At 72.9% G+C, this 22,115-nt stretch carries 21 protein-coding genes; 13 read left to right on the forward strand and 8 right to left on the reverse strand.

Annotated features, from left to right (window positions below):
• Window positions 1-7 precede the first annotated feature (7 nt).
• Genes DV20_RS07930 through DV20_RS07950 form a run of 5 tightly spaced genes read left to right on the forward strand, consistent with a single transcriptional unit; the run spans window position 8 to window position 3,628 of the window.
• Window positions 8-253: an acyl carrier protein gene (locus tag DV20_RS07930; RefSeq protein ID WP_043777866.1), complete on the forward strand. Its 246-nt coding sequence runs from the start codon at window positions 8-10 to the stop codon at window positions 251-253.
• A 1-nt stretch (window position 254) separates the two neighbouring features.
• Complete coding sequence (locus DV20_RS07935; RefSeq protein ID WP_043777868.1) at window positions 255-701, forward strand: SRPBCC family protein; 447 nt, start codon at window positions 255-257, stop codon at window positions 699-701.
• A gap of 23 nt (window positions 702-724) precedes the next feature.
• Window positions 725-1,777 carry a methyltransferase gene (locus tag DV20_RS07940; protein WP_051735839.1) on the forward strand — a complete coding sequence of 351 codons (1,053 nt, stop codon included), beginning with the start codon at window positions 725-727 and terminating at the stop codon, window positions 1,775-1,777.
• A gap of 20 nt (window positions 1,778-1,797) precedes the next feature.
• On the forward strand, window positions 1,798-2,808 hold the full coding sequence (locus DV20_RS07945) for a methyltransferase (protein WP_063607782.1): 1,011 nt from the start codon (window positions 1,798-1,800) through the stop codon (window positions 2,806-2,808).
• Between the two features lie 10 nt (window positions 2,809-2,818).
• Window positions 2,819-3,628, forward strand: a complete 810-nt coding sequence (locus DV20_RS07950; RefSeq protein WP_043777869.1) for a class I SAM-dependent methyltransferase — start codon at window positions 2,819-2,821, stop codon at window positions 3,626-3,628.
• A 95-nt stretch (window positions 3,629-3,723) separates the two neighbouring features.
• Here DV20_RS07950 and DV20_RS07955 read toward each other — a convergent pair whose 3' ends face one another.
• The gene (locus DV20_RS07955) at window positions 3,724-6,432 is read right to left on the reverse strand and encodes a SpoIIE family protein phosphatase (RefSeq protein WP_043777871.1); all 2,709 of its coding nucleotides are present in this window, start codon (window positions 6,430-6,432) and stop codon (window positions 3,724-3,726) included.
• Window positions 6,433-6,558: 126 nt separating this feature from the next.
• Window positions 6,559-7,758, reverse strand: coding sequence for a PP2C family protein-serine/threonine phosphatase (locus tag DV20_RS07960; protein WP_043777872.1), 1,200 nt, complete (start codon window positions 7,756-7,758; stop codon window positions 6,559-6,561).
• A gap of 189 nt (window positions 7,759-7,947) precedes the next feature.
• On the opposite strand from DV20_RS07960, the gene DV20_RS07965 reads away from it, so the two are divergent.
• Both DV20_RS07965 and DV20_RS07970 read left to right on the forward strand, forming a co-directional pair.
• On the forward strand, window positions 7,948-8,439 hold the full coding sequence (locus DV20_RS07965) for a MarR family transcriptional regulator (protein ID WP_235190736.1): 492 nt from the start codon (window positions 7,948-7,950) through the stop codon (window positions 8,437-8,439).
• Between the two features lie 145 nt (window positions 8,440-8,584).
• Complete coding sequence (locus tag DV20_RS07970) at window positions 8,585-8,986, forward strand: STAS domain-containing protein (protein ID WP_084093365.1); 402 nt, start codon at window positions 8,585-8,587, stop codon at window positions 8,984-8,986.
• A 67-nt stretch (window positions 8,987-9,053) separates the two neighbouring features.
• Here DV20_RS07970 and DV20_RS07975 read toward each other — a convergent pair whose 3' ends face one another.
• From DV20_RS07975 to DV20_RS07990, 4 genes are all read right to left on the reverse strand, one after another.
• A complete protein-coding gene (locus tag DV20_RS07975) occupies window positions 9,054-10,097 on the reverse strand; it encodes an EcsC family protein (RefSeq protein ID WP_152603650.1) in 1,044 nt (347 codons plus the stop codon).
• 124 nt (window positions 10,098-10,221) lie between these two features.
• Entirely contained in the window at window positions 10,222-10,662 is a 441-nt protein-coding gene (locus DV20_RS07980) for a hypothetical protein (protein WP_235190737.1), read from the reverse strand.
• Window positions 10,663-10,806: 144 nt separating this feature from the next.
• A complete protein-coding gene (locus tag DV20_RS07985; RefSeq protein ID WP_043777874.1) occupies window positions 10,807-12,246 on the reverse strand; it encodes a carboxylesterase/lipase family protein in 1,440 nt (479 codons plus the stop codon).
• 22 nt (window positions 12,247-12,268) lie between these two features.
• Window positions 12,269-13,174, reverse strand: coding sequence for an MBL fold metallo-hydrolase (locus tag DV20_RS07990; RefSeq protein ID WP_043777875.1), 906 nt, complete (start codon window positions 13,172-13,174; stop codon window positions 12,269-12,271).
• A gap of 102 nt (window positions 13,175-13,276) precedes the next feature.
• Between DV20_RS07990 and DV20_RS07995 the strand changes: the two genes are divergently transcribed.
• Together DV20_RS07995 and DV20_RS08000 are read left to right on the forward strand one after the other, a co-directional pair.
• Window positions 13,277-14,179 (forward strand): helix-turn-helix transcriptional regulator, encoded by a 903-nt coding sequence (locus DV20_RS07995; protein ID WP_043777876.1) that lies wholly within the window; start codon window positions 13,277-13,279, stop codon window positions 14,177-14,179.
• A gap of 132 nt (window positions 14,180-14,311) precedes the next feature.
• On the forward strand, window positions 14,312-14,842 hold the full coding sequence (locus DV20_RS08000) for an AAA family ATPase (protein WP_043777878.1): 531 nt from the start codon (window positions 14,312-14,314) through the stop codon (window positions 14,840-14,842).
• 83 nt (window positions 14,843-14,925) lie between these two features.
• Here the strand turns inward: DV20_RS08000 and DV20_RS08005 are convergent, their stop codons facing one another.
• Both DV20_RS08005 and DV20_RS08010 read right to left on the reverse strand, forming a co-directional pair.
• Window positions 14,926-15,954 (reverse strand): hypothetical protein, encoded by a 1,029-nt coding sequence (locus DV20_RS08005; protein WP_235190738.1) that lies wholly within the window; start codon window positions 15,952-15,954, stop codon window positions 14,926-14,928.
• An 11-nt stretch (window positions 15,955-15,965) separates the two neighbouring features.
• Window positions 15,966-16,520 carry an RNA polymerase sigma factor gene (locus DV20_RS08010; RefSeq protein WP_043777881.1) on the reverse strand — a complete coding sequence of 185 codons (555 nt, stop codon included), beginning with the start codon at window positions 16,518-16,520 and terminating at the stop codon, window positions 15,966-15,968.
• A gap of 230 nt (window positions 16,521-16,750) precedes the next feature.
• On the opposite strand from DV20_RS08010, the gene DV20_RS08015 reads away from it, so the two are divergent.
• The 4 genes from DV20_RS08015 to DV20_RS08030 all read left to right on the forward strand — a co-directional run bounded on the left by DV20_RS08015 (window position 16,751) and on the right by DV20_RS08030 (window position 21,925).
• On the forward strand, window positions 16,751-19,498 hold the full coding sequence (locus DV20_RS08015) for an ATP-binding protein (protein ID WP_043777883.1): 2,748 nt from the start codon (window positions 16,751-16,753) through the stop codon (window positions 19,496-19,498).
• 86 nt (window positions 19,499-19,584) lie between these two features.
• Window positions 19,585-20,418 (forward strand): alpha/beta fold hydrolase, encoded by an 834-nt coding sequence (locus tag DV20_RS08020; RefSeq protein ID WP_043777885.1) that lies wholly within the window; start codon window positions 19,585-19,587, stop codon window positions 20,416-20,418.
• Window positions 20,419-20,427: 9 nt separating this feature from the next.
• The gene (locus DV20_RS08025; protein WP_043777888.1) at window positions 20,428-21,225 is read left to right on the forward strand and encodes an alpha/beta fold hydrolase; all 798 of its coding nucleotides are present in this window, start codon (window positions 20,428-20,430) and stop codon (window positions 21,223-21,225) included.
• Between the two features lie 82 nt (window positions 21,226-21,307).
• A complete protein-coding gene (locus DV20_RS08030; RefSeq protein ID WP_043777889.1) occupies window positions 21,308-21,925 on the forward strand; it encodes a DUF1345 domain-containing protein in 618 nt (205 codons plus the stop codon).
• Window positions 21,926-22,115: the final 190 nt, after the last annotated feature.

Genomic DNA, 22,115 nt, shown 5'->3' on the forward strand with positions numbered 1-22,115 from the left:
GTGGCACATGACACTGGCCGAATTCGTCGACGTGATCCGCGCGTGCGCGGGTGACCCGGACGAGTACGACCTGAACGGCGACATCCTGGACGTCCCGTTCGAGGAACTGGGGTACGACTCGCTCGCGCTGATCGAGGTGTCGGCGCGGCTCAAGCAGGACCACGGCGTCGACGTGGACGGGTTCGCCGAGCTGGCCAGCCCGCGGGCCGCGCTGGAGCTCATCAACGGCGCGCGCGAACGTGAGGTGGCGTGACGTGGCGGCCGAGACCGAGAACTCCGTGACCATCGACGCGCCCCTCGAAGTGGTGTGGAAGTTCACCAACGACGTCGAGGCGTGGCCGGAGTACTTCGACGAGTACGCCGCGGTCGAGGTGCTCCGCCGGGACGGCGACACGATCGACTTCCGGCTCACCACCCGGCCCGACGACCAGGGCCAGGCGTGGTCGTGGGTCTCGCGCCGGACCGCCGACCCGGCGACCCGCACGGTGCGGGCGCACCGGCTGGAGACGGGGCCGTTCGAGTACATGCGGCTGCGGTGGTTCTACACCGAGTCCGGCGGCCGCACGACCATGCGCTGGGTCCAGGAGTTCGAGGTGCGCGCCGACGCCCCGTTCGACGAGGCGGCGATGGTCGAGCGGCTGAACTCCGGTTCCCGCAGGAACATGGCGCGCATCAAGCAGATCCTCGAAACGTCGTCCTGAACGGTACGCGGGAAGGATTTCGAATGACCACAGTAGACAATCCGGCGGCGGCCGGCCCGCTGCCGTCCCTGGACGACCTCCACGCCCGGCAGCTGTTCCTGCTGGCCAGTGCGGGCCGGCTCGCCAAGGTCGTGCACGTGCTGGTGGAGCTGCGGATCGCCGACCTCGTCGGGGACGGCGTGCGCACGGCCGAGGACCTGGCCGCGGCGACCGGGACGCACCCCGACGCGCTCCTGCGGGTGCTGCGGGCGGCCGCCTCGGTCGGCGTCTTCGCCGAAGGGCCCGACCGGGCGTTCTCCGGGACACCGGTCTCCGACGCGCTGCGGGCGGACAACCCGCGAGGCCTGCTGCCGCTGGTGAAGTACAACCACCTGGACCTCACCTGGAAGCCGTACGAGCGGATCATGCACAGCGTGCGAACCGGCGAGCCCGCCTTCGACCAGGTGCACGGCCGGTCGTTCTTCGAGCACCTGGAGAACGAACCCGAGTCAGGGGCGTTCTTCGAACGCTTCATGATGCACTTCAGCCGGGTGATCGTCGGCCGTGAGCTGCCCGGCTACCGGCTGCACCGGTTCTCGCGGATCGCGGATCTCGGCGGCGGCGACGGCTGGTTCATCGCGCAGGTCCTGCTGGCCAACCCGGCGGGCACCGGGGTGCTGATGGACCTGCCCAGGGTCGCGTCCTCGGCGCCCCCGGTGCTGGCCGAACACGGGGTCGCCGACCGCGTCACCGTGGTGCCCGGCGACTTCTTCACCGATCCGATCCCGGGTGGCTGCGACGCCTACCTGTTCAAGGGCGTGCTGCACAACTGGTCGGACGAGGACGTCCGCCGGGTGCTGCGCCGGGTGCGCGCGGCCATCGGGGACAGCGGGGCCCGGCTGCTCGTCTGGGACCAGGTCGTCGCGGCCGGGAACGTCTGGGACCACGCGAAGTTCCTCGACATCGACATGCTCGTGCTGTTCGGCGGGCGGGAGCGGACCCTGGCCGAGTGGCGGACGCTGTTCGCCGAAGCCGGTTTCGCCCTCACGACCACGGCGGCGAGCCGGTGGTCCATGCTCGAATGCGTCCCGGCGTGACCACGGTGGAGGAACACCCGATGACCCCGGACAACGCCGGCGGGCCCGGCAGGATCCTGGAACTGATCATGGCGTTCTACGGCTCGCGCGCGGTGCTCTCCGCGGTCGAGCTCGGACTGTTCAGCACCCTCGCGGGCCGGTCGATGACCGCCGCCGAGCTGAGCGACCAGGCCGGCCTGCACCCCCGCGGCGCCACCGACTTCCTCGACGCGCTGGTGTCGCTGGGACTTCTCGAGCGCACCGGCGACAGCTACGCCAACACCCCCGACGCGGAGCGGCACCTCGTCGCCGGGAAGCCCGGGTACGTCGGGGGGTACGCCCGCATGGCCGCCGGAATGCTGTTCCCGGTGTGGGGCAAGCTGACCGAGGCCCTGCGCACCGGACAGGCCCAGGTCCCCAGCGGCCGGGGCATTTTCGACGGCTACCGCGACGACGACGCCACCCGCGGGTTCCTCGGGGCGATGGACGCCGTGAACAGCGGCGTCGGAGCAGCATTGGTGTCGGTCTTCGACTGGAGCCGGTACTCGTCGGTGGTGGACCTCGGTGGCGCACGCGGCAACCTCGCGGCGACGCTCCTGCGCGAGCACCCGCACCTCGACGCGACCTGCTTCGACCTCCCACCGGTGGAACGGTTCTTCGCCGAGCACACGGCCGAGCTCGGCCTGGCCGGCCGGATCCGGTTCGTGGCCGGCGACTTCTTCGCCGACCCGCTGCCGGCGGCGGATGTCTTCGTCGCCGGGCACATCCTGCACTACTTCGACCTGCCCGCCCGGCAGCGGCTGCTCGCCCGGGTCCACGAGGCGGTCAAGCCGGGGGGCGCGGTGCTGGTGTACGACCGGATGATCGACGCCGACCGCCGGGGACGGCCGCTGAGCCTGCTGGGCAGCCTCAACATGCTGCTGACGTCACCGGGAGGTTCGGAATACACGCCGGTCGAAGCGCGGAAGTGGCTGACCGAAGCGGGTTTCGGGACGGTCGAGGTCGCGAGCGTGGGCGCACTGGACACATTGGTCATCGGACACAAGGACTGAGGGCACCGCGGTGGAACAGATTCGCTTGACCGGCGCGCAGGAGACCCTGCTCGCCACGTTGTACGCCAAGGCGCTCGACAACCGCTCGCCCCGGCCGGTGCTGGGCGACGGGAGTGCGGAGCGGCTGATGGGCCGGCTCGACTACGACTTCCGCAAGATGAAGTTCATCGGCCGCGACCGGCGCACGGTGACGTTCCGGGCCAAGAAGCTCGACGAGTGGACGACGGAGTTCGTGGCGCGCCATCCCGACGCGCTGGTGCTGCACCTGGCGTGCGGCCTCGACAGCCGCGCGTTCCGGCTGCCGCTGCCGGACGGCGTGCAGTGGATCGACGTCGATCAGCCCGACGTCGTCGAGCTGCGGGAGAAGCTGTACGAACCGCGCGACGGCTACCGCGTGCTCGCCACGTCGGTCACCGAGCAGGCGTGGCTGGAGTCCGTTCCGGCGGACCGGCCGACGCTCGTGATCGCCGAAGGCCTGACGCCGTACCTGCAGCAGGCCGACGGCCTGACGATGCTGCGCCGGCTGGTGACGCACCTCCCGCACGGCGAGATGACGTTCGACGCGGTCCTCCCCTGGACGCTGCGGATCGCCCGGTACTCCCGGCTGGTCCGCACGACCGGCGCGCCGTTCGGCTGGGCCGTCGGCGATCCTCGCTCACTCGAGGAGCTGGTGCCCGGCCTGCGGTTGCTGGAGGAGTGGTCCCTGCTGGACTCGCCCCACCTGGCCGACGCGCGGGCGCAGGACCGCGTCACCGCGTCGATCATGAAGCTGGCCCGGCCACTGCGGTACGCGCACCGCCTGCTGCGCTACCGGTTCTGACTCGGGTGGGGTGGTTCCCCAGGCCGCCCCACCCGTTCCCGCTCGATCGACGCGAAACGGGCGCGGGCGAAGCGCCCGGCGCTCCGGCCGTCCGCTCACCCGGCCGCGGTGGGCCGGGTGAGGGTTTCGACCGGGAAAGGCGCCGCCGGGGTGTCGGTCAGGCCCGCGAGTTCCAGGATGCGCAGGACCGCGGACCCCGCGCTCACGCGGGTGGCGAAGCCGATGTGCCGGCGTCGGGTCGCCGCGGCGACGTCCAGCAGCAGGGCGATACCGCAACTGCTCAGGTACCGCAGCTCGCTCAGATCGACCACCACCCGCCCGGACGCCGTGGCCTCGACCCGGCCCAGGACGGCCGGCCGCACCTGGCCGACCGTTTCCAGGTCCAGATCGCCGGTCAGCTTCAAAGTCACCAGGCCCGGCGCCGTCTCCTCGACCGAGACGTTGGGCGACGCCGCGCCCTCGGGCACCACCGGCTTGTCCTCCGGCGCGGCGGCCGGATCCGGGCGGATGCGGAACCGGACGGCGGTGCCACGATCGTCGTGGTCGATGCCGAACTCCGCCGAGAGTGCCTTCATGATGCCGATGCCGCGCCCGCGGTGGCTGTTCTCGGCCGGCTCCGGCCGCCAGCGGCCGTCGTCACGCACGACGACCTCCAGCTGACCGTCCGCGGCGCGGGTCACCGAGTACTCGACCTCGCCGGTCGACCCCGGGAAGGCGTGCTCGACGGAGTTGGCGGCGGCTTCGCCGAGCGCGAGGCTCAGGTCCTGGTGCAGTTCCTGGGACAGCCCGGCCGACGCCGACCAGCCGGCGAGGTCGCGACGCAGCCGCCGCAGCAGTCCGGTTTCGGCGGCCGCCCGCCGTCGCAGGGGCGGCGGCAGCAGCCGGACCGCCAGGACCGCGACGTCGTCTTCCCGGCCGTCCAGGAGGGCGCTGGTGATCGCGGTGACGAGCTGTTCCGGTGCCAGGGCGTGCGCGCGGCTCGCCGCGTCGCACAACCGTCGCAGCCCGTCGTCGATCGGCTCGTCGCGCCGCTCGACGAGGCCGTCGGTGTACAGCAGCACCGAGGCGCCGGGCGCGAGGACCGCGGCGTTCTCGCGGTGGTGCGTCCGGTCCGGGCCGCCGAGCACCGCGCCGCGACCGGGCAGCAGCCGGGCGGCACCGTCTTCGACGACGACGGGCGGCGGGTGGCCGGCCACGGCCCACCGCAGTTCGCCGGTCTCCCAGTCGAGGGTGAGGCAGGCGCAGGTCGTGCCGGCCGCGCCGTCGGTGCGGGCGGCGAAGGCGTCAAGGCGGTCCAGGGCCGCGGCCGGGCCGTGCCCGTCGAGCAGGCTGCCGGCCAGCGCGCTGCGCAGCTGCCCCATCACCGCCGCCGCCTGCGCTCCCTTGCCCACGACGTCGCCGACCGAGAAGGCGACCACGGAGCCGCCGAGGGCGATCAGCTCGTACCAGTCGCCGCCGGTCTGGGCGTGCACGGCGGCCGGCTGGTAGCGGGCCGCGGCGGCGATCCGGGAAAGGCGGGGCAGCTCGCGCGGCAGCAGGCTGCGCTGCAGCGTCTCGGCGATCTCGTGCTCGCGCTGCAGCAGCAGGTCGCGCTCGGCTTCGCGGCGGCGTCGCTCGGTGACGTCGCGGCCGATCGCCTGCACCCCCGACGGGGTGGCCTGGATGCTCAGCTCCAGCGCCACCTCGGTGCCGTCGGCGCGGCGGAGGTGGTGGACTTCGCTGGTCTCGCGCACGGTGCCCGGCCCGGCGATCAGCTGCCGCCACCGGTCGCTGCCGCCGTCGTCGAGCAGGCCGGTGATCGGCGTCCCGATCAGCTCCTCGCGCGCGTAACCGAGCAGCGCGCAGGCCGCGGGGTTGACCTCGGCGAAGCGCAGGTCGCGGTCGAGCACCCAGATGGCGTCGGTGGCGCGTTCCACGAGCAGCCGGTGCCGTTGTTCGCTGTCGCGCAGGGCCCGGCCGGCGTGGGTGCGCTGGATGGACTCCCAGCACCGGGCGACGATGAGCTCGACCAGGTCGACCTCCGCGTCCGTCCAGTGCCGGACCGTGGCCTGGTGCACGGCCATCGCCGCGACGAACCGGCCGCCGCGCAGCAGCGGCACGCAGATGACGGCCCGGATCCCCGTCACCCGGTAGGCGTTCAGGTCCGCCGGGGCGAGGCGGTCGTCGCCGAAGCTGTCGGCGACCACCCACGACTTCCCGGCGCGCATCGCCCGCATGCACCCGTCACCGAACGCCGACATGGCGAAGCGGCCGGGCAGCGGTGGCAGGCCGGTGGCGTGGTCCCCGCTCATCAGGAAGTGGTCTTCGTCCTCTTCCGCCTCGGCGTAGGCGCACCGGTCGGCACCGAGGTACTCCCCCAGGCTGCGGGCGGCGTAGACCATGACCTCTTCGGCGTCGTCCAGCTCCTGCAGCCCCCGCTCGAACCCGGCGAGGAACCGCTGCCGTTCCACTTCCGACCGCCGCCCGGACGCCTCCAGCAACACGCCCGAGGCCGTGCCGCCGGGCCGCACCCGGCCCAGCTCCTGCAGCCACACCACCCGGCCGTCCGCGGCCACGGCGCGGTAGGTGATCTCGTAGTCGCCGCGGGCCCAGCCCTCGGCCCGGGCGCGGGCGCAGCCGTCGCGGTCCTGCGGGTGCACCACCGACAGCGCGAACGCCGGATCGGCCAGCCACCGGCCGGGCGCGTGCCCCAGCAACGCGCGGGAGGCATCGGAGACGAAGCTGAACGCGCCGCTGCGGACATCGGCCTCCCACACGACGACCGGCAGACCTCCGACGAGATCCCGCAGTTCTTCCGGTCCCATGCTCCCGACTTCCCACGAACGCCGCCCCCTCGTGCGACTCGGCTCACCCTAGCCGATCCACCGGAAACGATCCGGGTGCGACGAACGGCTCGACGAGCGGCCCGCACTTCGCGTCGGCCGCGACGGTCAGCTGCCTGCTTCCGTCCGCAGCCGGGCTGGGGAGTCGCGGTCCGGTTCCGGACCGAACCAGTCGAGGCAGACGACCATGGCGTCGTCGACGGTCCAGGCGGCTTCGCGCCGGGCCGCCAGGTCGGCCAGCACGGCGTTGGGGACCTGCGCCGCCGGCAGGACGGCGGAGTCGACGACGGCCCGGCCGAGGTCGCCCTCGCCGTAGAGGTCGCCGGACGGGCCGAGGGTGTCGTGGACGCCGTCGCTGACGAAGACCAGCCGGTCGCCGGGACGGGCTTGCAGGCGTTCGGTGCCGTACTCGGTGTCCCCGAACGCGCCCAGGGGCAGTTGCTCGGCCAAGGAGATCCGCCGCGCTTCTCCGTCACGCAGGAGCCACAACCGTGGTGCCCCGGCGTCGAGGACGTCGATCGCCCCCGTTGCCAGGTCCAGGGTCAGCAGCAGGCCCGTCACGTGTTCGCGCCCGTCGTAGTGAGCGTGCAGGGCCTGATCGGCCAGCTCGGCCTGGGCCGTCAGGGGCACACCGGCGCGGCGGGCGTTGCGCAGGGCGTTGACCGCCAGGTGGGTCACCATGGCCGCGTCGACGCCGTCTCCCATGCCGTTGACCAGCGTGACGGTCAGCGAGGTGGCCGTCGCCGACCAGTCGAAGCTGTCGCCGCGGACGGCGTAGGCGGGTTCGAGCTGACCGCCCAGTGCGAAGCCGGGCCGGGCACACGACCGTCCGGGCAGCAGCTGCCACTGCATCTCGGCGGCCAGGGTGAGCCGGCTGGTTCGCCGCGCCTGCAGGTACAGGTCGGTGTCCCGGCCGGCAACGAGGAGTTCGTGCGCGAGCGCTTCGGCGATCCGGGACAGTTCCAGCCGGGCACCCGCGTCGGGGACGGTGGCCATGCTGACGGCCAGCACGCCCAGCCGGTCGCCGCGCACCGACACCGGGACGTGGGCCGTGACCGTGCCGCCGTCCGGTTCGACCAGCAGCCGCTGGCCGGCGAACGCGGCCCCCGCCACGGTGCCGAGCACCGGACGCGACTCGCCGGTGTACGGCGAGTCCGTGACCGGCTGCAGCTCGGTCATGCCGTAGTCGGCGAGCAGCAGCTCGACCGTCCGGGCGGCGAACCCGGCGGTCAGCACGGCTCGCAGCACCACGAGCAGCTCGTGCGGTGCGGCTTCCCGCAGCAGCCGTTCGACCGCCGTTGTCTCCACCGCGCTGCCTCCTGACGCGAGCCGCCTCGCCGGTGCCGGACCGCCACGACGCTCCCTTCCCGACCACGTCGGTACCGTACGACAATAGTTGTCACATGACAAAGGTGTTCTGGCGGCTCATCCGGACGTGGGTCACCCGCCCGCGCGCGCGGTACGCTTCCGGCGACGGCTCGACATAGGGATGCCACAGTGAACGCCGCGAACCGATCCCGCAGGACGCGCGCCACCGACCCGGTGGCCGCCGCCGTGGCCGACACCGCCGAGCTGCTCGAGATCCTCTTCGAGCGGGCACGCGAGGCCTCCTCGAGACCCCTGTCGGTGTCACAGGTCCGCGCGGTCGTCGCCCTCGACCGCTACGACGGGCTCAACCTGCGCACGCTGGCGGAACTGCTCGGCTCCACCCCGCCGCTGACGAGCCGGCTGTGCGACCGGCTCGAGGCCGTCGGCTTCCTGGAACGGCTGCCCCATTCCCGGAACCGCCGCGAACTGGTGCTGCGGCTCAGCGACAGCGGGCGCGCCTACCTACAGGACCTGCGCGCGCGGCGCCGGGAGCGCCTGCACGCCGTCCTCGCCGGGTTGACCGCCGGGGAAAGGGACGCTCTCGCCGGCGGGTTGCGCGCGTTCCAGGAGGCGGCGACCCGGAACCTCGCCGAGGGTGACAACCCGGCACTGGCGCAGTAGAGTACTGTTGTCATACGACAACGATCTTGGCGGCCGTCCGCGCGCCGGGTCTTCTGTGGTCGCGGTTCAGCCGTCAGCCGTGGCCGGGCAGCGTGTCGCCTTCCTCTCCGGTCGACCCAACCGGCATCCGATCGGAGCGCAGCTCATGAACCGAGCATCCCCGCCCGTGCTGTCCACCGCCGCGACGTCCGTCGGCGACATCGGAGTCGTCACCGTGAGCGGAGACGTGGACCACGTCGTCCGGACGACGTTCCAGGAGGCCATGGCTGCGGCTCTCGCCCGTCGCCCGCGCGGGCTGGTCGTCGACCTGACCCCGGTGCGGTTCTTCGGTTCGACGGGTTTGTCGGTGCTCGCTTGGCTGTACCAGGCCGCCGCCGACGCCGGGATCGCGGTCACGCTGGTGGCCACGCAGCACAGTGTGCTGACGCCGATGGCGATCACCCGGGTCGACGAGCTGTTCGCCATCCACCCCACGGTCGAGCAGGCCGTCGCACACCACGGAAAGCCACCGGCGACGGCGGCACCCCTCGAGCACGTGACCGGGTAGAGACGGGAAGCACCGGCGGAGCCGCGTCCCTCCCCCGCCGGCGCGGGCCGTCGTGTCGGCCTCGAGGTCAGCCCGTCGGGGGGTGCTCCTCGCGGGTGGTTCCTTCCTCGACGATCTCCGCGATGTGGACCACGTCGTCCGGGTCGAGGTCGGCACGCTCCGCGGTCACGGTGACGTCGACCGTCTCCAGGTGGTGTTTCTCGCGCAGGAACCGCTCGCGGTAAAGCTGCTCGGCGTCCTCGGTGAGGTTGTGCAGCAGCCGTGCGTTGAGCCCGGCGCCGATCACGATGCCGAGCACCGGCACGGCCTGTCCGAGCTTCTTCTTCGTCAGCTGCGCCGCGGATCGCTCGTAGAACGCTCTGACGATCCGCGTGACGCCGTTCTTGTTCAGCTGATCCCACGTCGCCTTGCGGGCGAGGTCGTTCACGAGCTTGTTCAACTGGACGTACGCGATGCCCTTGCTGGTCTGCTGGGCCATGCCGAAGCTGAGGACGCCGAGGGCGAAGACCCGCTCCTGCGGCAGCTCGGTGTCGTAGCCGTAGTACGCGGCGGTGTGCGCGACCGCCCTCGTCATCGCACCCAGTACGAGCACGGCGTCGGCCGCCATCGCCGCGGCGACCGTGCCCACCCCGGGTACCGCACCGGCGCCCGCGCCGACGACACCACCGGCCGTGGTGAGCAGTTCGCCGCCGGAAACCGCCAGGCCCGCGCCCGCGCCTTCGACCGCGCTGAAGGCCGTGTAGCGCAGTCCCAGCCGAGGCTTGGCCTTGTCGATGTCGGCCAGGTCCAGCCGGTGGATGTCGCTCAGCTCGCTGACAGCGTGCCCGCGCTTGGCATAGGCCGCCACGACCGCCTTGCGCCGCAGCGTCGCTTCGCTGGCCTTGTTCACCAACTTCAGCAATCCGTCGATCGAGTTGTGGACGATCGCGGTCAGCTGTTCCGCGCCGGGCACTTGCTCGATTCGCCCCTTCGCGACCTGGCCGCCCTTGGCCAGGCGATCCCGAACGCCCGGCAGCAGCCGGCGCTCGTTGACGGCCAGCCGCTCGTCACGCCAGCGCTCGATGTCCTGCCACGCGGCACGCTCATACGGGCTCATCTGCTCGACGCCCACGGCCACCCCCTCGATGCGAAGACCACCCCGCCCGCGGCGGAGAGCTCATGGGGCATCGTAAGCGGTTCCGTTGCCGGCAGCGCGGGCAACGGCTGCGGCGCGCGCTTTCTCACCGCGTGGGCTTTCACCGCCCGGCGGCGGACTCCCGGCCCGCGCGGAAGAACCCGACCACCGCGTCCGCACCGCCGAGCTCGGCCATCGTGCGGGCCGCGCCGAAGGCGGCGTTCCAGAATTCCCCCTCCCGAGGTTCGTGCGGGCCGACGTAGGCATAGGGCTCGGCGAAGTACCGGTCCCCCGGCGAAACGCCGTAGTTCACCTCGTCGAGAGAGATCGCGACGTCGAAGTGCTCCGGCCACAGCACCGGCACCAGCTCAGGGGCGAACTCACGCAGTGCCCGATCCCCCTCGGCGAACGCCCGCATCAGCGTCTTCACGGCATCCGCGGCCAGGGTGATCACCTCGTCGGTCCGCACACCCGGCCCGCCGCCGTACACCCCGGCCGGTTCTCCGGCTTCGAGCCCCGCGGCCGCCGCGACTTCGTCGTAGGAACGGCCGTTCAGCGGCACCCGGCCGGAGCCGGTGCGGAGTTCGCCACCTTCGACCCGCAGGTCGGGCGCGGCCGCCGTGGCGAAATATCCATCGAGGACTCGGTGTGCGGACGGCGCGCTGATCCCGCTGGACCCGCACCAGGCCCTCGCCCGCTGGAAGACTCAGCTTCCGAGGACCTGCGCCAAAGGTCGTTGCGGGTCGTACGCGGCCCAGCCAGGGTCTCCCGTGCCGGCGAACGCGACCCAGGCGGCGTGCACCCGGGCAGCGAGGCCGTCCGGGGCGGGATCGGGGCCGAGCAGGCCGGTGTCACCGTGCAGCCACGGCTTGTCGGCGATGTCGAAGACGAAAGGCAGTTCGACGGTGTGGGTGGCGCCGAGCCGTCCGTTCAGTGCCGTCGAGCGGTACCCGAACGAGTAGACGTGGGTGCGGCCGCCCGAGATCCGGGCGTGGGCTTGGGCCAGGTGGGCCGTACCGGCGCCGAACAGGGCCTTCCCGAGGACCGCGGAGCGCAGCTCACCCGGCGTCGCGTTCGGCCGGGCCGCGCGGTGCGCGGCGACCTCGGTCTCCGGGTCCGTGCACACGCCGGCGGCGAGGGCGAGTACGTCCGCCCACGTCGAGGACTCCAGGCGGCCCTGCGGCACGAGGTAGAGGTGCCCCTCTTCGGTGTTGGTGCCGATCAGCAGGTCGACGTCGCGGGCCGGGCCGTTGCCGAGGGCGTCGGCCGGCTGGACCGGGAGGACCAGGCTGAACGGGCTGAGGCCGGCCAGCGGGTCGGTCGCGGTGCTGGTGCGCAGCTCGAGGCCGGCCAGTGCGGGCAGGATTTCCAGGAAGCGCTCGTCGGGGATCCCGGCGAACGCCTCGGCGGCCGGTTCGACGCCGAGCGCGGCGGCGGCCGCGGTGGTGACTCGTCGCGCCTGTTCCGGGGTGAAGGCGCCGGTGCCGCTGCCGCTCTGGATGATCGCCCGCCGGAACAGGCCCTTGGCCTCCGGCGTCGCGAGCAGCGCTCCGGTGAGCGTGGCGCCCGCGGACTGGCCGAAGACCGTGACGTTGCCCGGGTCGCCGCCGAACGCCGCGATGGTGGCGCGCACCCAGTGGAGTGCGGCGAGCACGTCGAGCAGCCCGCGGTTGGGCGGAGCGCCTTCCAGGTCGAGGAAGCCGGGGATGCCGAGGCGGTAGTTCACCGTGACGAGGACGATGCCGTCGCGGGCGAACGCGCTGCCGTCGTAGAGCGCGGCGCGGGTCGAGCCGGTGACGAATCCGCCGCCGTGCACGAAGACCATGACGGGTCGCTTGCCGCTGTCGGCGGCCGGTGTGCGGACGTCGACGGTGAGGTACTCCTCGCCCCGGACCCAGCCCGGCCCGAAGTAGGGGGTCATGTCGAGCCCGCCGAAGTCGCGGACCGGTTGGGGAGCCGTGGGCGAGGGTCGCGTGCCGTCACGGACGCCGGACCAGCCCGGGTGGGGCGCGGGTGAGGTGAACCGGCGGGCCCCGATCGGCGCGGCCGCGTAGGGGATGGCACGGTAGAACTCGCCGGAGTCGTCGCGGACGCCGCGCACGGCGCCCGCCGGGGTGTCGACGACCGGGTCTGCGTACTGGGTCACGGGAAAGCTTCCTTCCGGGTTTTCAGGAAATGCGGGAGAAGGGCGCCCACTCCTTGATCGCGAACTTCGACCCGTGGCGCTCGACCTCCAGAGCCCCCGAGCCACCGAAGTGCGCGGGAAAGACGAGTGCGTTGTTCTCGGACGCCTGGCCGAGCAGCTTGTGCCGGGTGGCCCGGGACTCGGCTGGATCCTCGCAGAAGCAGGAATTGGTCTCCGGCTCCACGATCTGCAGCGCGGTGTGCACCAGGTCCCCGACGAACAGGGCCCGGTCGCCGCCGGACTCCAGGCTGAGCACGGACGAGCCGGGGGTGTGCCCGGCGGCGAGGCCGAGCCGCAGGTTCTTGTCGATCCGGTACGTCCCCTCCCACAGGTGGGTCAGGCCGGCCTGGTGGACCGGCGTGACGCTGTCTTCGAAGACGTTCTGGTTGCCGCGGCCCAGCACGGACCGGTTCTCGTTGGCCGGGTCCCAGAACTCGAAGTCCCGCCGCGTCATCAGGTACGTCGCGTTCGGGAAGGTCGGCACCCAGCTGCGGCCGTCCAGGCGGGTGTTCCAGCCGACGTGGTCGACGTGCAGATGCGTGTTGACCACGACGTCGACGTCCTCGGGCCGCACCCCGGCGGCGGCGAGGTTGTCGAGGTAGCCGGTGTCCAGACGGCTCCACACCGGCGAGTACGGCCGGTCCTTGTGGTTGCCGACGCCGGTGTCGACGAGGATCGTGCGCCCTTCGCTGCGCAGCAGCCAGGACTGGATCGCCGAGTGGCACTCGCCGGTCTCGGGCCTCCAGAAGTCGGGCGCCAGCCAGCCGCGGTGCTCGTCCCACGAGCCGTCGGGACTGTCCGGGAAGAACTCGGCCGGGGTCAGCTCGACCGAGCCGTAGAACTCCTTGACGCGGGTGACGGTGACGTCGCCCAAGATGATCTGCTCCATGGCGTCGAGCCTGGGCGCGGAAGCGCGCCCGAACCACTCCCGCGTTTTCCTACCCCTCGCGGGGTGTGGCTGGGATCGGGCCGCGCCGCGGATACTGGGGACATGGACGGACCTGGCCCACTCGGCGATTTCCTGCAGGCCAGACGGGCGCTGCTGCGGCCGGAAGACGTCGGTCTGCGCGACCTCGGGCCGCGACGGCGGGTCGCCGGGCTCCGGCGCGAGGAACTGGCCCGGCTGGCGGGCGTCAGCGTTTCGTACTACACGAGGCTGGAGCAGGGCCTGTCCCGCGGGGCTTCGGCCGAGGTGCTCGAGGCGATCGCCAGCGCCCTGCGCCTCGACGGCCACGAGCGCGAACACCTCAACCGGCTCGCCGGGGCCGCCCGGCGCACTCCCCGCGCGCGCCGTCCCCGGCCCGAGCGGCTCGCCGACGAGACGCGGGACCTCCTGCGCGCCGTGGACGGTGTCCCGGCGCTGGTGCTCGGCCGGCGCACGGACGTGCTGGCGTGGAACACCCTCGGGCACGCTCTGCTGGCCGGCCACCTGGACTTCGCCAGCCCGGACAACCCGGCCGAGCGACCGAACACGAGCCGGATGCTGTTCCTGGACCCGCACTGCCGGGAGCTGTACACGGACTGGGACCGCAAGGCCCGCGCAGTGGTCGGCAACCTGCGGATCACCGTCGGCAGGCACCCGCAGGACCCCCTGCTCGCGGAACTGATCGGCGAACTGACGATGAAGAGCCCGGAGTTCGTCAAGCTCTGGGGCGACCACCGCGTGGCACCCTGCGACGCCGCCTCCTACGAACTGCACCATCCCGTCGTCGGCCCGGTGACCGTGACCCAGCAGACCCTGTCGATCGCCCGCTCGCCGGAACAGGTGCTGATCGTGTGCACCACCCCCACGGGCTCTCCCGCCGAGGAGGCTCTCGCGCTGCTCCGCCAGACGAGCAACGGCCAGGTGCGTGGCGCGGACAACGTCGGTTCTCCCGTGCGGACACTCCGCTAGGCGGGATCCGCGCCCGCAACCGGCCCTCCGACGGGCCAGTCGGCTTCAGTCTCTGCCCGACGGTTGCGCTCGCGAGCGCCGCAGTGCCGGCCGGAGTGGGATTCCGGCCCGTTTCGGGGTAGGAGACTCGCCATGGGTGGGCAAGATCGGACGAGGTTCCTGTTCGTACTGGTAGGTGGCTGGCCTGGGGCGGGCAAGAGCACGCTGGCGGCCGCGCTCGGTCCGCGGCTGGGGTTGCCGGTGCTGGCCAAGGACGAGATCAAGGAAGCCCTCGTCGAGGAGCTCGGGCTTCCCCGCACGGTGGACGAGTCGCGGCGGCTGGGCCGGGCGGCGGTGCTGGCGGCGCTGCGCGTGGCGCGTCGCTGCCCCGGTGCGGTCCTGGACAGCACCTGGTTCGGCTACACCCGGCCCCTCGTGGCGCGGTTACCGGGCCAGGTGGTCGAAGTGCGTTGTGTGGTGCCCCGCGAGATCGCCCGGGCGCGCTACTACGCGCGTGCCGCCCATCGGCACGCGGGCCATTTCGATCTGGCCCGCCAGGAGACCGAACTGTGGGGCGACCCCGTCCGCCCGCTCGGCGCCGGCCCCCTGGTGGAGGTCGACACCACCACTGAACCGGACATCCTCGCGGTCGTCGCCGACGTCCTCCGCGCGGCCGGCAGGTAGCCCAGCCGCTTGAGGCCGAAATCGCCCCGTGCCCGGGAGGGCCGAGATGATCCCGGCCCTCCCGGAACAGTCCCGTACGAGGATCAGATCTTGCCCGCGGCCACGTCGGCGAGGGTCACGCGGGCGGCCTTGTAGTTCACCACGTAGCGCTTGGACGGTTCCGCCGAGGTGATCTCCTCCCGGATCGGCAGGCCGTTGTCGGCGTTGATGGTGAGGACGTCCGCACCGCCGCCCAGGATGGCGGGAGGCGCCGTGAGGGTCAGCGCGGGCTGGCCGTCGACGGTGGTCTTGCCGACGACCATGTCCGGGATGGTCGCGTACAGCTTCAGCACGCCCGCGCGGACCTCCGCGTCGGCGGCGTTGGCGAACAGCGCGTGTTCGGCGTTGCTCCACAGGTGGTTGTTGATGAGGTTTTCCAGGTCCTTGCCCGTCGGACGCGGTCGGGAGGCGGGGACCGGCTTGCCGACCTTGCGGAACACCTCCGCGGTCTCCGCCTGGGCGGCCGCCCAGGCCTTGTCCGCCTCGGCGGGGCTCAGGCCGACTCCCAGGGCATTGTTGGCCGCGGTGATCATCGCGGTCCTGGCCTGGTCCACGTCGCCGTTCGCGGCGAGACGGGCCGCCGCCATCACCTTCCCGTCGTATGGCGTCGCCGGCTCGGCGTGGCCCTTGGCGACCGCGTCCACCAGGGTCTTCGCCGAATCGCCCGTGAACTGCCGGCCCTGGTCGGTGTAAAGGGTGTAGTAGAGGTCCGGTTCGTTGTCCGGCCCGAACTTCGTGTTGATGATCAGCGACGCGTCTCCTGGCTGGGTGCCGGCCGCCTTGACCGCGGCGGCCAGCTTCACCAGGGGTGCCTCGACCGCCGACGGGGCCGCGTCGGACGGGCCGGCCGGGACGCCGCCGCCCGAGGTACCGATCACCACAGCGGCCGCGACGGCGGCCGCGCCCGCGGCGACGACGCCGGCCTGGGGCCAGGAGAACCAGCGCCTCGGCCGCACGACCGTGGCCACGGGTTCCTCCATCGCCGTCCGCAGTGCCGCGCGGGCACGGTCATAGGCCTCGGGACCGGGGGACGGCACGTCACGCAGCTTCTTCATGAGATCCATTTCGTCCATGGGGCTGTCTTTCACGTTGTCGGGACTTGCAGCAGCGCGACTACTTCGGGGGCTTCACGCAATGCCTTGCGCGCCTGGTGCAGCAGGCGGCGGGCCGTGCCGGCCGGGATGCCGAGCACCCGCCCGGCCTCGGCGACGGTCAGGTCCTCCCAGGCGACCAGGCCCAGCACTTCCCGCTCTTCCGGTTTGAGCCGGGCCAGTGCCCGGCTCAGCAGGGCCTGCGTGTCCACGCGGGCTTCCACCGCCGGCCAGGGATCCCAGTCACTCGCCACGCCGGTCAGGTCCGGCGCCGGCTCCTCGGCCGGCGCGGACCGCCAGTGCCGGCGCAGCCTGTTCAGCGCGACGCCGTACAACCAGGGCCTGGCTTCGGGGTACGAAAGGTCATAGTTCGCACGGGACTCGTAAGCCGCCACCCACACATCGCCGAGCACGTCTTCGGCGGCCTGCCGCCCCACTCTGCGCGCCAGGTAGTTCCCGAGCGCGGTCTCGTGCCGGCTGATCACTTCCACGAAGGCATCGGTGTCTCCGCGCAGCGACCTGCCGATCAGTTCCGCGTCTGTCGACATCAAGCTCCTCGGGTTTCGCTTCGCCCTGACACGGCGTCTTTGCCAACGCGCACCCAAAGCGTTCAGGCCATCTCATCCCACGACGGACATCGCTGGTCAGGCGCCGTGCGCGGCAAGGAGCGCCGTCGTCACAACCGGGCCCTCCCATCCCGGGGAAGCGGCTCACGTGTCATTGTCCCGTGGCAGGGACGCGGCGCCTCGGAAGCCGCACGGAGGAGAGGGAGCGGGGCATGCAAGGACCGGCGCTGCTGGGTCGCGAGACGGAGCGCCGCGCACTGGCCGCACTGGTCGAGCGGGCCGCCTCCGGGGCGGGCGGCGCGGTGGTCGTCCTCGGCGCGCCCGGGATCGGCAAGTCGACACTCGTCGCCGAGGCGGCGGCGCGGGCCGCGGGGCACGGGGTCCGGGTGCTCACGGCGGTGGGCGTGGAGTCGGAGGAGGACGTCGCCTGCGCCGGCCTCCACCAGCTGGTCCACCAGCTGCGAGACGGCATCGACGACCTGCCCGGACCGCAGCGGGCCGCCCTGCGCGCCGCCGTCGGGCTCGCCGACGAGGCCGTGCCCGATCTCTACCTCGTCGGACTGGCCGCGCTGACCCTGCTGTCGGACGCGGCGGTGAAGGCACCGCTGCTGGTGGTCGTCGAGGACGCCCACTGGATGGACCGGGCCAGTCTCGACGTGCTCGGGTTCGTCGCGCGGCGGATCGAGTCCGACCCCCTCGCCCTGGTCGTCGTCACCCGCGGCCTCGACGACCGGCTCGGCGGTGCCGGGCTGCCCGTGCTGGCCCTGGACCCGCTGACGGACGAGGTGTCGGGCGAGCTGCTCGACGCGGTGGCCCCCGGCCTGGGGCCGCAGGTCAGGCGGCGGCTGCTGGAGGAAGCTGCCGGGAACCCGCTGGCGTTGACGGAGCTGCCGGTCGCGCTGCGGTCGGTCGGCGGGGCGTACGCGCTCACGCCGGGTCCGCTGCCGTTGACCGAGCGGCTGGAGCGGACCTTCACGGCCCGCGTCTCCCGGCTTCCGGTGGACACCCGGGCGGTGCTGCTCCTGGCGGCCCTCAACGGCGACGGAACGCTCGACGAGTGCCTCGCCGCCGCGGCGCGGATGCTCGGGACGGCGGTCGGCGTCGCCGCCCTCGGGCCCGCGGTCGACGCGGGCCTGGTGGCGGGGTGGGGGATGGTCTTCCGGCACCCGCTCGTCCGCTCGGCGCTGCACCACGCCGCGACCGCCGCGGAACGACAGGCCGCGCACGCCGCGCTCGCCGCCGAGCTCCAGGGGCAGCCGGACCGGCAGGCGTGGCACCGCGCCGCCGCCACCGCCGGTCCCGACGAGCACGCGGCGCGAGACCTGGACTCCACCGCCGGCCGGGCCCTGCGGCGGGGCGGGGTCGCCGCGGCACTGGGCGCGCTGCGGCGGGCGGCGGAGCTGACCGCGGACCCGTCCGCTCGCGCGGACCGGCTGCTGCGCGCGGCCGAGCTCGCCCTGGAGTCGGGACAGCCGGCCGTCGCGGCGCACCTGCTGGCCCAGGCGCGGTCGCTGGACCTCTCGGTCCGGGACCAGGGCCGGGCCGCCTGGGTCGGCATCGCCCTGGTCGAAGGCTCGGCGCAGGGCGAGGGCACGGCGACCGCCGAGCTAGCCGAGCTGGCCGTCGGGCTCGCCGCCGGCGAGCCCGTGCTGGGGCTGCGCATGCTGTGGGGCGCGGTCCTGCACTGCTTCTGGGGAGAGCCGGGGCCGGACGCCCGCCGCCGGGTCGCCGCCGCCGTCGACCGGATGCCCGTGGACGCGGACAACGCCGACCTGGTGGCCCTGCGGGCGTACTGCGCGCCGGTCGAGCGGGGGCGAGCCGTCCTCGAGTCACTGGCCGGTCAGCTGGAGCGTTCGGCCGAGGACCCCGAGGGGGATCAGCTCCTGGGCGGCGCCGCGGTGACGGTGGGTGCTCCCGCGCTGGCGAGCCGGCTGACCGCGAGATCACTGGACGCCCTGCGCGCCCAGGGCCGGCTGTCGATGCTGGCCCGCGCGCTCTGCGTCCAGGCGGGGAGCGCCGCGCGGCTCGGTGACGTGCGCGCCGGTCACCTCGCCGCCGAGGAGGCCGCCGAGCTGGCCCGCGAGACCGGTCAGCCCCTCGTGCACGCGATGGTGCACGCCATCCGCGCCCAGCTCGCCGCCGTCTGCGGCGACCCGGAGGCGGAGGCGTGGGCGGCGGAGGCGGAGCGCACCGCCCTCCCCGGCGGCGCCCGCCCGGCGCTGGCCATCGTCCAGATGGCCCGCGGGCAGGCCGCCCTCTGCCAGGGGCGCTACGGCGACGCCTTCGGGCACCTGCGCCGCGTCTTCGACCCGGCCGACCCGGCGTTCCACCCTTGGCTGCGCTTCTACGGGGTCGCCGAACTGGTCGAGGCGGCCGTGCGCAGCGACTCCGCCGAGGCCGCGCGGGTCCTCCTGGAGGAGCTGACCCCACTCGGCGAGCCGACGCCCTCCCCCGCGCTGCTCTGCGGGCTGCGCCTCGGCCACGCCCTGCTCAGCCCGCCGTCCGCCGCCGAGCCGCGCTACCGGGAGGCCCTCGACGCCGTTCCCGTCGACTGGCCGTTCGAGCGGGCGCGGGTGCACCTCGCCCTGGGCGAGTGGCTGCGGCGGCACCGCCGCCCCGCGGAGTCCCGCGTCGTCCTGCAGGCCGCGCGGGAGGTCTTCGACGCGCTCGGCGCCTCGGCCTGGGCGGAGCGGGCACGCCAGGAGCTGCGCGCCGCGGGCGCGTCCTCTCCCCGCCGGGACCTGGCCGCGGTCGACCGGCTCACCTCGACCGAGCTCCACGTCGCCCAGCTCGCCGCCCAGGGGCTGACGAACCGCGAGATCGGCGAGCGGCTGTACGTTTCCCCCAGGACGGTGAGCACCCACCTCCAGCGGATGTTCCCCAAGCTGGGGGTGACCTCCCGCGGTGAGCTCGCGGCGGTGCTCGGCGCCGCGATGACGTATGCCGAAGACGTCGTCTGACGGACGCGGCCAACCCGGTCCGGTCCCTAGGTTCGTGCCCATGCCCGGTCCGCACACGGCGGACGGGCGGGAAGGCACAACACACCATGGGCACCATCACCGTCGGCACCGAGGGCTCGACCAGCGTCGAGCTCTCCTACGAGGACCACGGCTCCGGCCGGCCGGTCGTCCTCATCCACGGCTACCCGCTGGACGGGCGGTCGTGGGAGAAGCAGACCGAGGCGCTGGTCGAGGCCGGCCACCGCGTCATCACCTACGACCGCCGGGGCTTCGGCCGGTCGAGCCAGACGATGACGGGCTACGACTACGACACCTTCGCCGGCGACCTGGACCGCGTCCTGACCGAGCTCGACCTGCGCGACGTCGTCCTCGTCGGCTTCTCGATGGGCTCGGGTGAGGTCGCCCGCTACCTCGGTACCCACGGCTCGGAGCGGGTCGCGAAGGCGGCGTTCCTCAGCGGGCTCCCGCCGTTCCTGCTGCAGACCGAAGACAACCCCACGGGCGTGCCGCAGTCGGTCTTCGACGGCATCGCCGAGCAGGCCAAGGCCGACCGCTACGCCTGGTACGAGAACTTCTTCGTCGACTTCTTCAACACCGATGAGACCCTCGGCTCCCGGCTCAGCGAGGCCGCGCTCCGGGCGAACTGGGTCACCGCCATCGGCTCGGCGCCGGTGGCGGCGTACGCGTGCGTTCCGACGTGGCTGACGGACTTCCGGGCCGACCTGGAGCGCATCGACGTGCCGTCGCTGATCCTGCACGGCACCGCCGACCGCATCCTGCCGATCGACGCCACCGCGCGCGAGTTCCGCCGCCGCCTGCCCGGCGCGCGCTACGTCGAGATCGACGGTGCTCCGCACGGCCTGCTGCTCACCCACGCGGCCGAGGTCAACGCCGCCCTGATCGCCTTCATCGCAGACTGAGAGCCGGACATGCGCAAACTCACCGTACGCCTCACCGTCCTGCTGACCCTGCTCGCCGTGGTCACCGGAATCGGCGCGTCCAACGCGGTAGCCGCCCACCCGTCAGGCGGACCGAAGCCCACGATCGTCCTCGTCCACGGCGCGTTCGCGGACGGCGCCAGCTGGACCCCCGTCATCGAACAGCTGCAGCAGCGCGGCTTCACCGCCGTCGCCGTGGCGAATCCCCTGCGCGGAGTGCGCTCCGACGTCGAAGCGCTCGACGCGCGTCTCGCAAGCATCGACGGGCCCGTGGTGCTCGTCGGCCACTCCTACGGCGGTGCGGTCATCACCAACTCGAAGGCCCGTTCCCCGATGGTGAAGGCGCTGGTGTACGTCGCCGCTTTCGCCCCCGCCAAGGGGGAAGCCGCGGCCGACCTCGCCGGGAAGTACCCCGGCAGCACGCTGGGCGAGACGCTGGCCCCGGTCCCGCTGCCCGGCGGCTCGCAGGACCTCTACATCAAGCCCTCGCTCTTCCGGCAGCAGTTCGCCGCCGACGTGCCGGCGCGGCAGGCCGCCGTCATGGCAGGCACCCAGCGCCCCATCTTGGACGCCGCCCTGGCGGAGGCGTCCGGTGAACCCGCCTGGGCGAGCGTCCCCTCGTGGTTCGTGCTGGCCGGCGCCGACAAGAACATCCCCGTAAAGGCACAGCGGTTCATGGCCGACCGGGCCGGCGCCCGCGCCACCGTGACCGTCGAGGGTGCTTCGCACTCCGTGGCGGTCTCCCGTCCGGACACCGTCGTCAGGCTCATCGTGCGTGCCGCGGGCTGACCCACTCCCCCGGCGGCCTCCGTGGAGGCCGCCGGGGATCGCGCGGCGCCCCGATCCCCTGCCGTTCCGACGAAGGAAAGTCATGCGCTCCAACCCGTCTACCGTGCTGTCCCGGATCATCGAGAGCACGCTCGTGCTGCTGGGCGTGCCCATCTTCGTGTCGGACGACCTCAGATGGATCGCGTTGTGGGACCTCATCGCCGTCGTCTACGTCGCGATCCGCGTCGTCCGCCTCAGCCGCGGCAAGCGGGCGGGCGACGATCGGGGCGCGTGGGTCAGGACCGCGCTGGGCCGCCGCAGCGGCACCCTGTTCACCCTGTGCACCAGCTTCATCGGGATCATGTCCGGTTTGACCATCGTGCTCACCGAGGAAGGCACCCCGGCCGCGCAGCTCGGCAACGCCGCGGGCGTGCCCGCCGTGCTGCTGGCCTGGGCGATCCTGCATTTCGGTTACGCCGACCGCTACGCACAGGCCTACTACGGCGCCCTGCCCGAGAAGCTGCTGGTGTTCCCCGGCACCGAGCACCCGACGTTCATCGACTTCGCGTATTTCTCGTTCACCGTCGGCACCACGTTCGCGGTTTCCGACGTCGAGTCCCGCACCTCCGCAATGCGGCTGCGCATCCTCGCGCACGGCGTGCTTTCGTTCCTCTACAACACCGCGATGCTGGGCATCGCCATCGGCGTGCTCAGCGGCTGACCACCCGGGATCCTCCAGGGGTCAGCACCCGACAACGCGGATAAGCCCAGGACATTGGCCTGGGCTTATCCTCTGGAAGCTTCCCGCCCGGTTCGACAGCCCTGCCGGTGGCGCGGCGACCTATACCGGTCACGTACACGACGGAACCGCACGGCGGAGCCACTGCCAGAACCGACCTGCACGGGCCGCT

This window comes from Amycolatopsis rifamycinica, assembly GCF_000695625.1.
Classification (GTDB): Bacteria; Actinomycetota; Actinomycetes; order Mycobacteriales; family Pseudonocardiaceae; genus Amycolatopsis; species Amycolatopsis rifamycinica.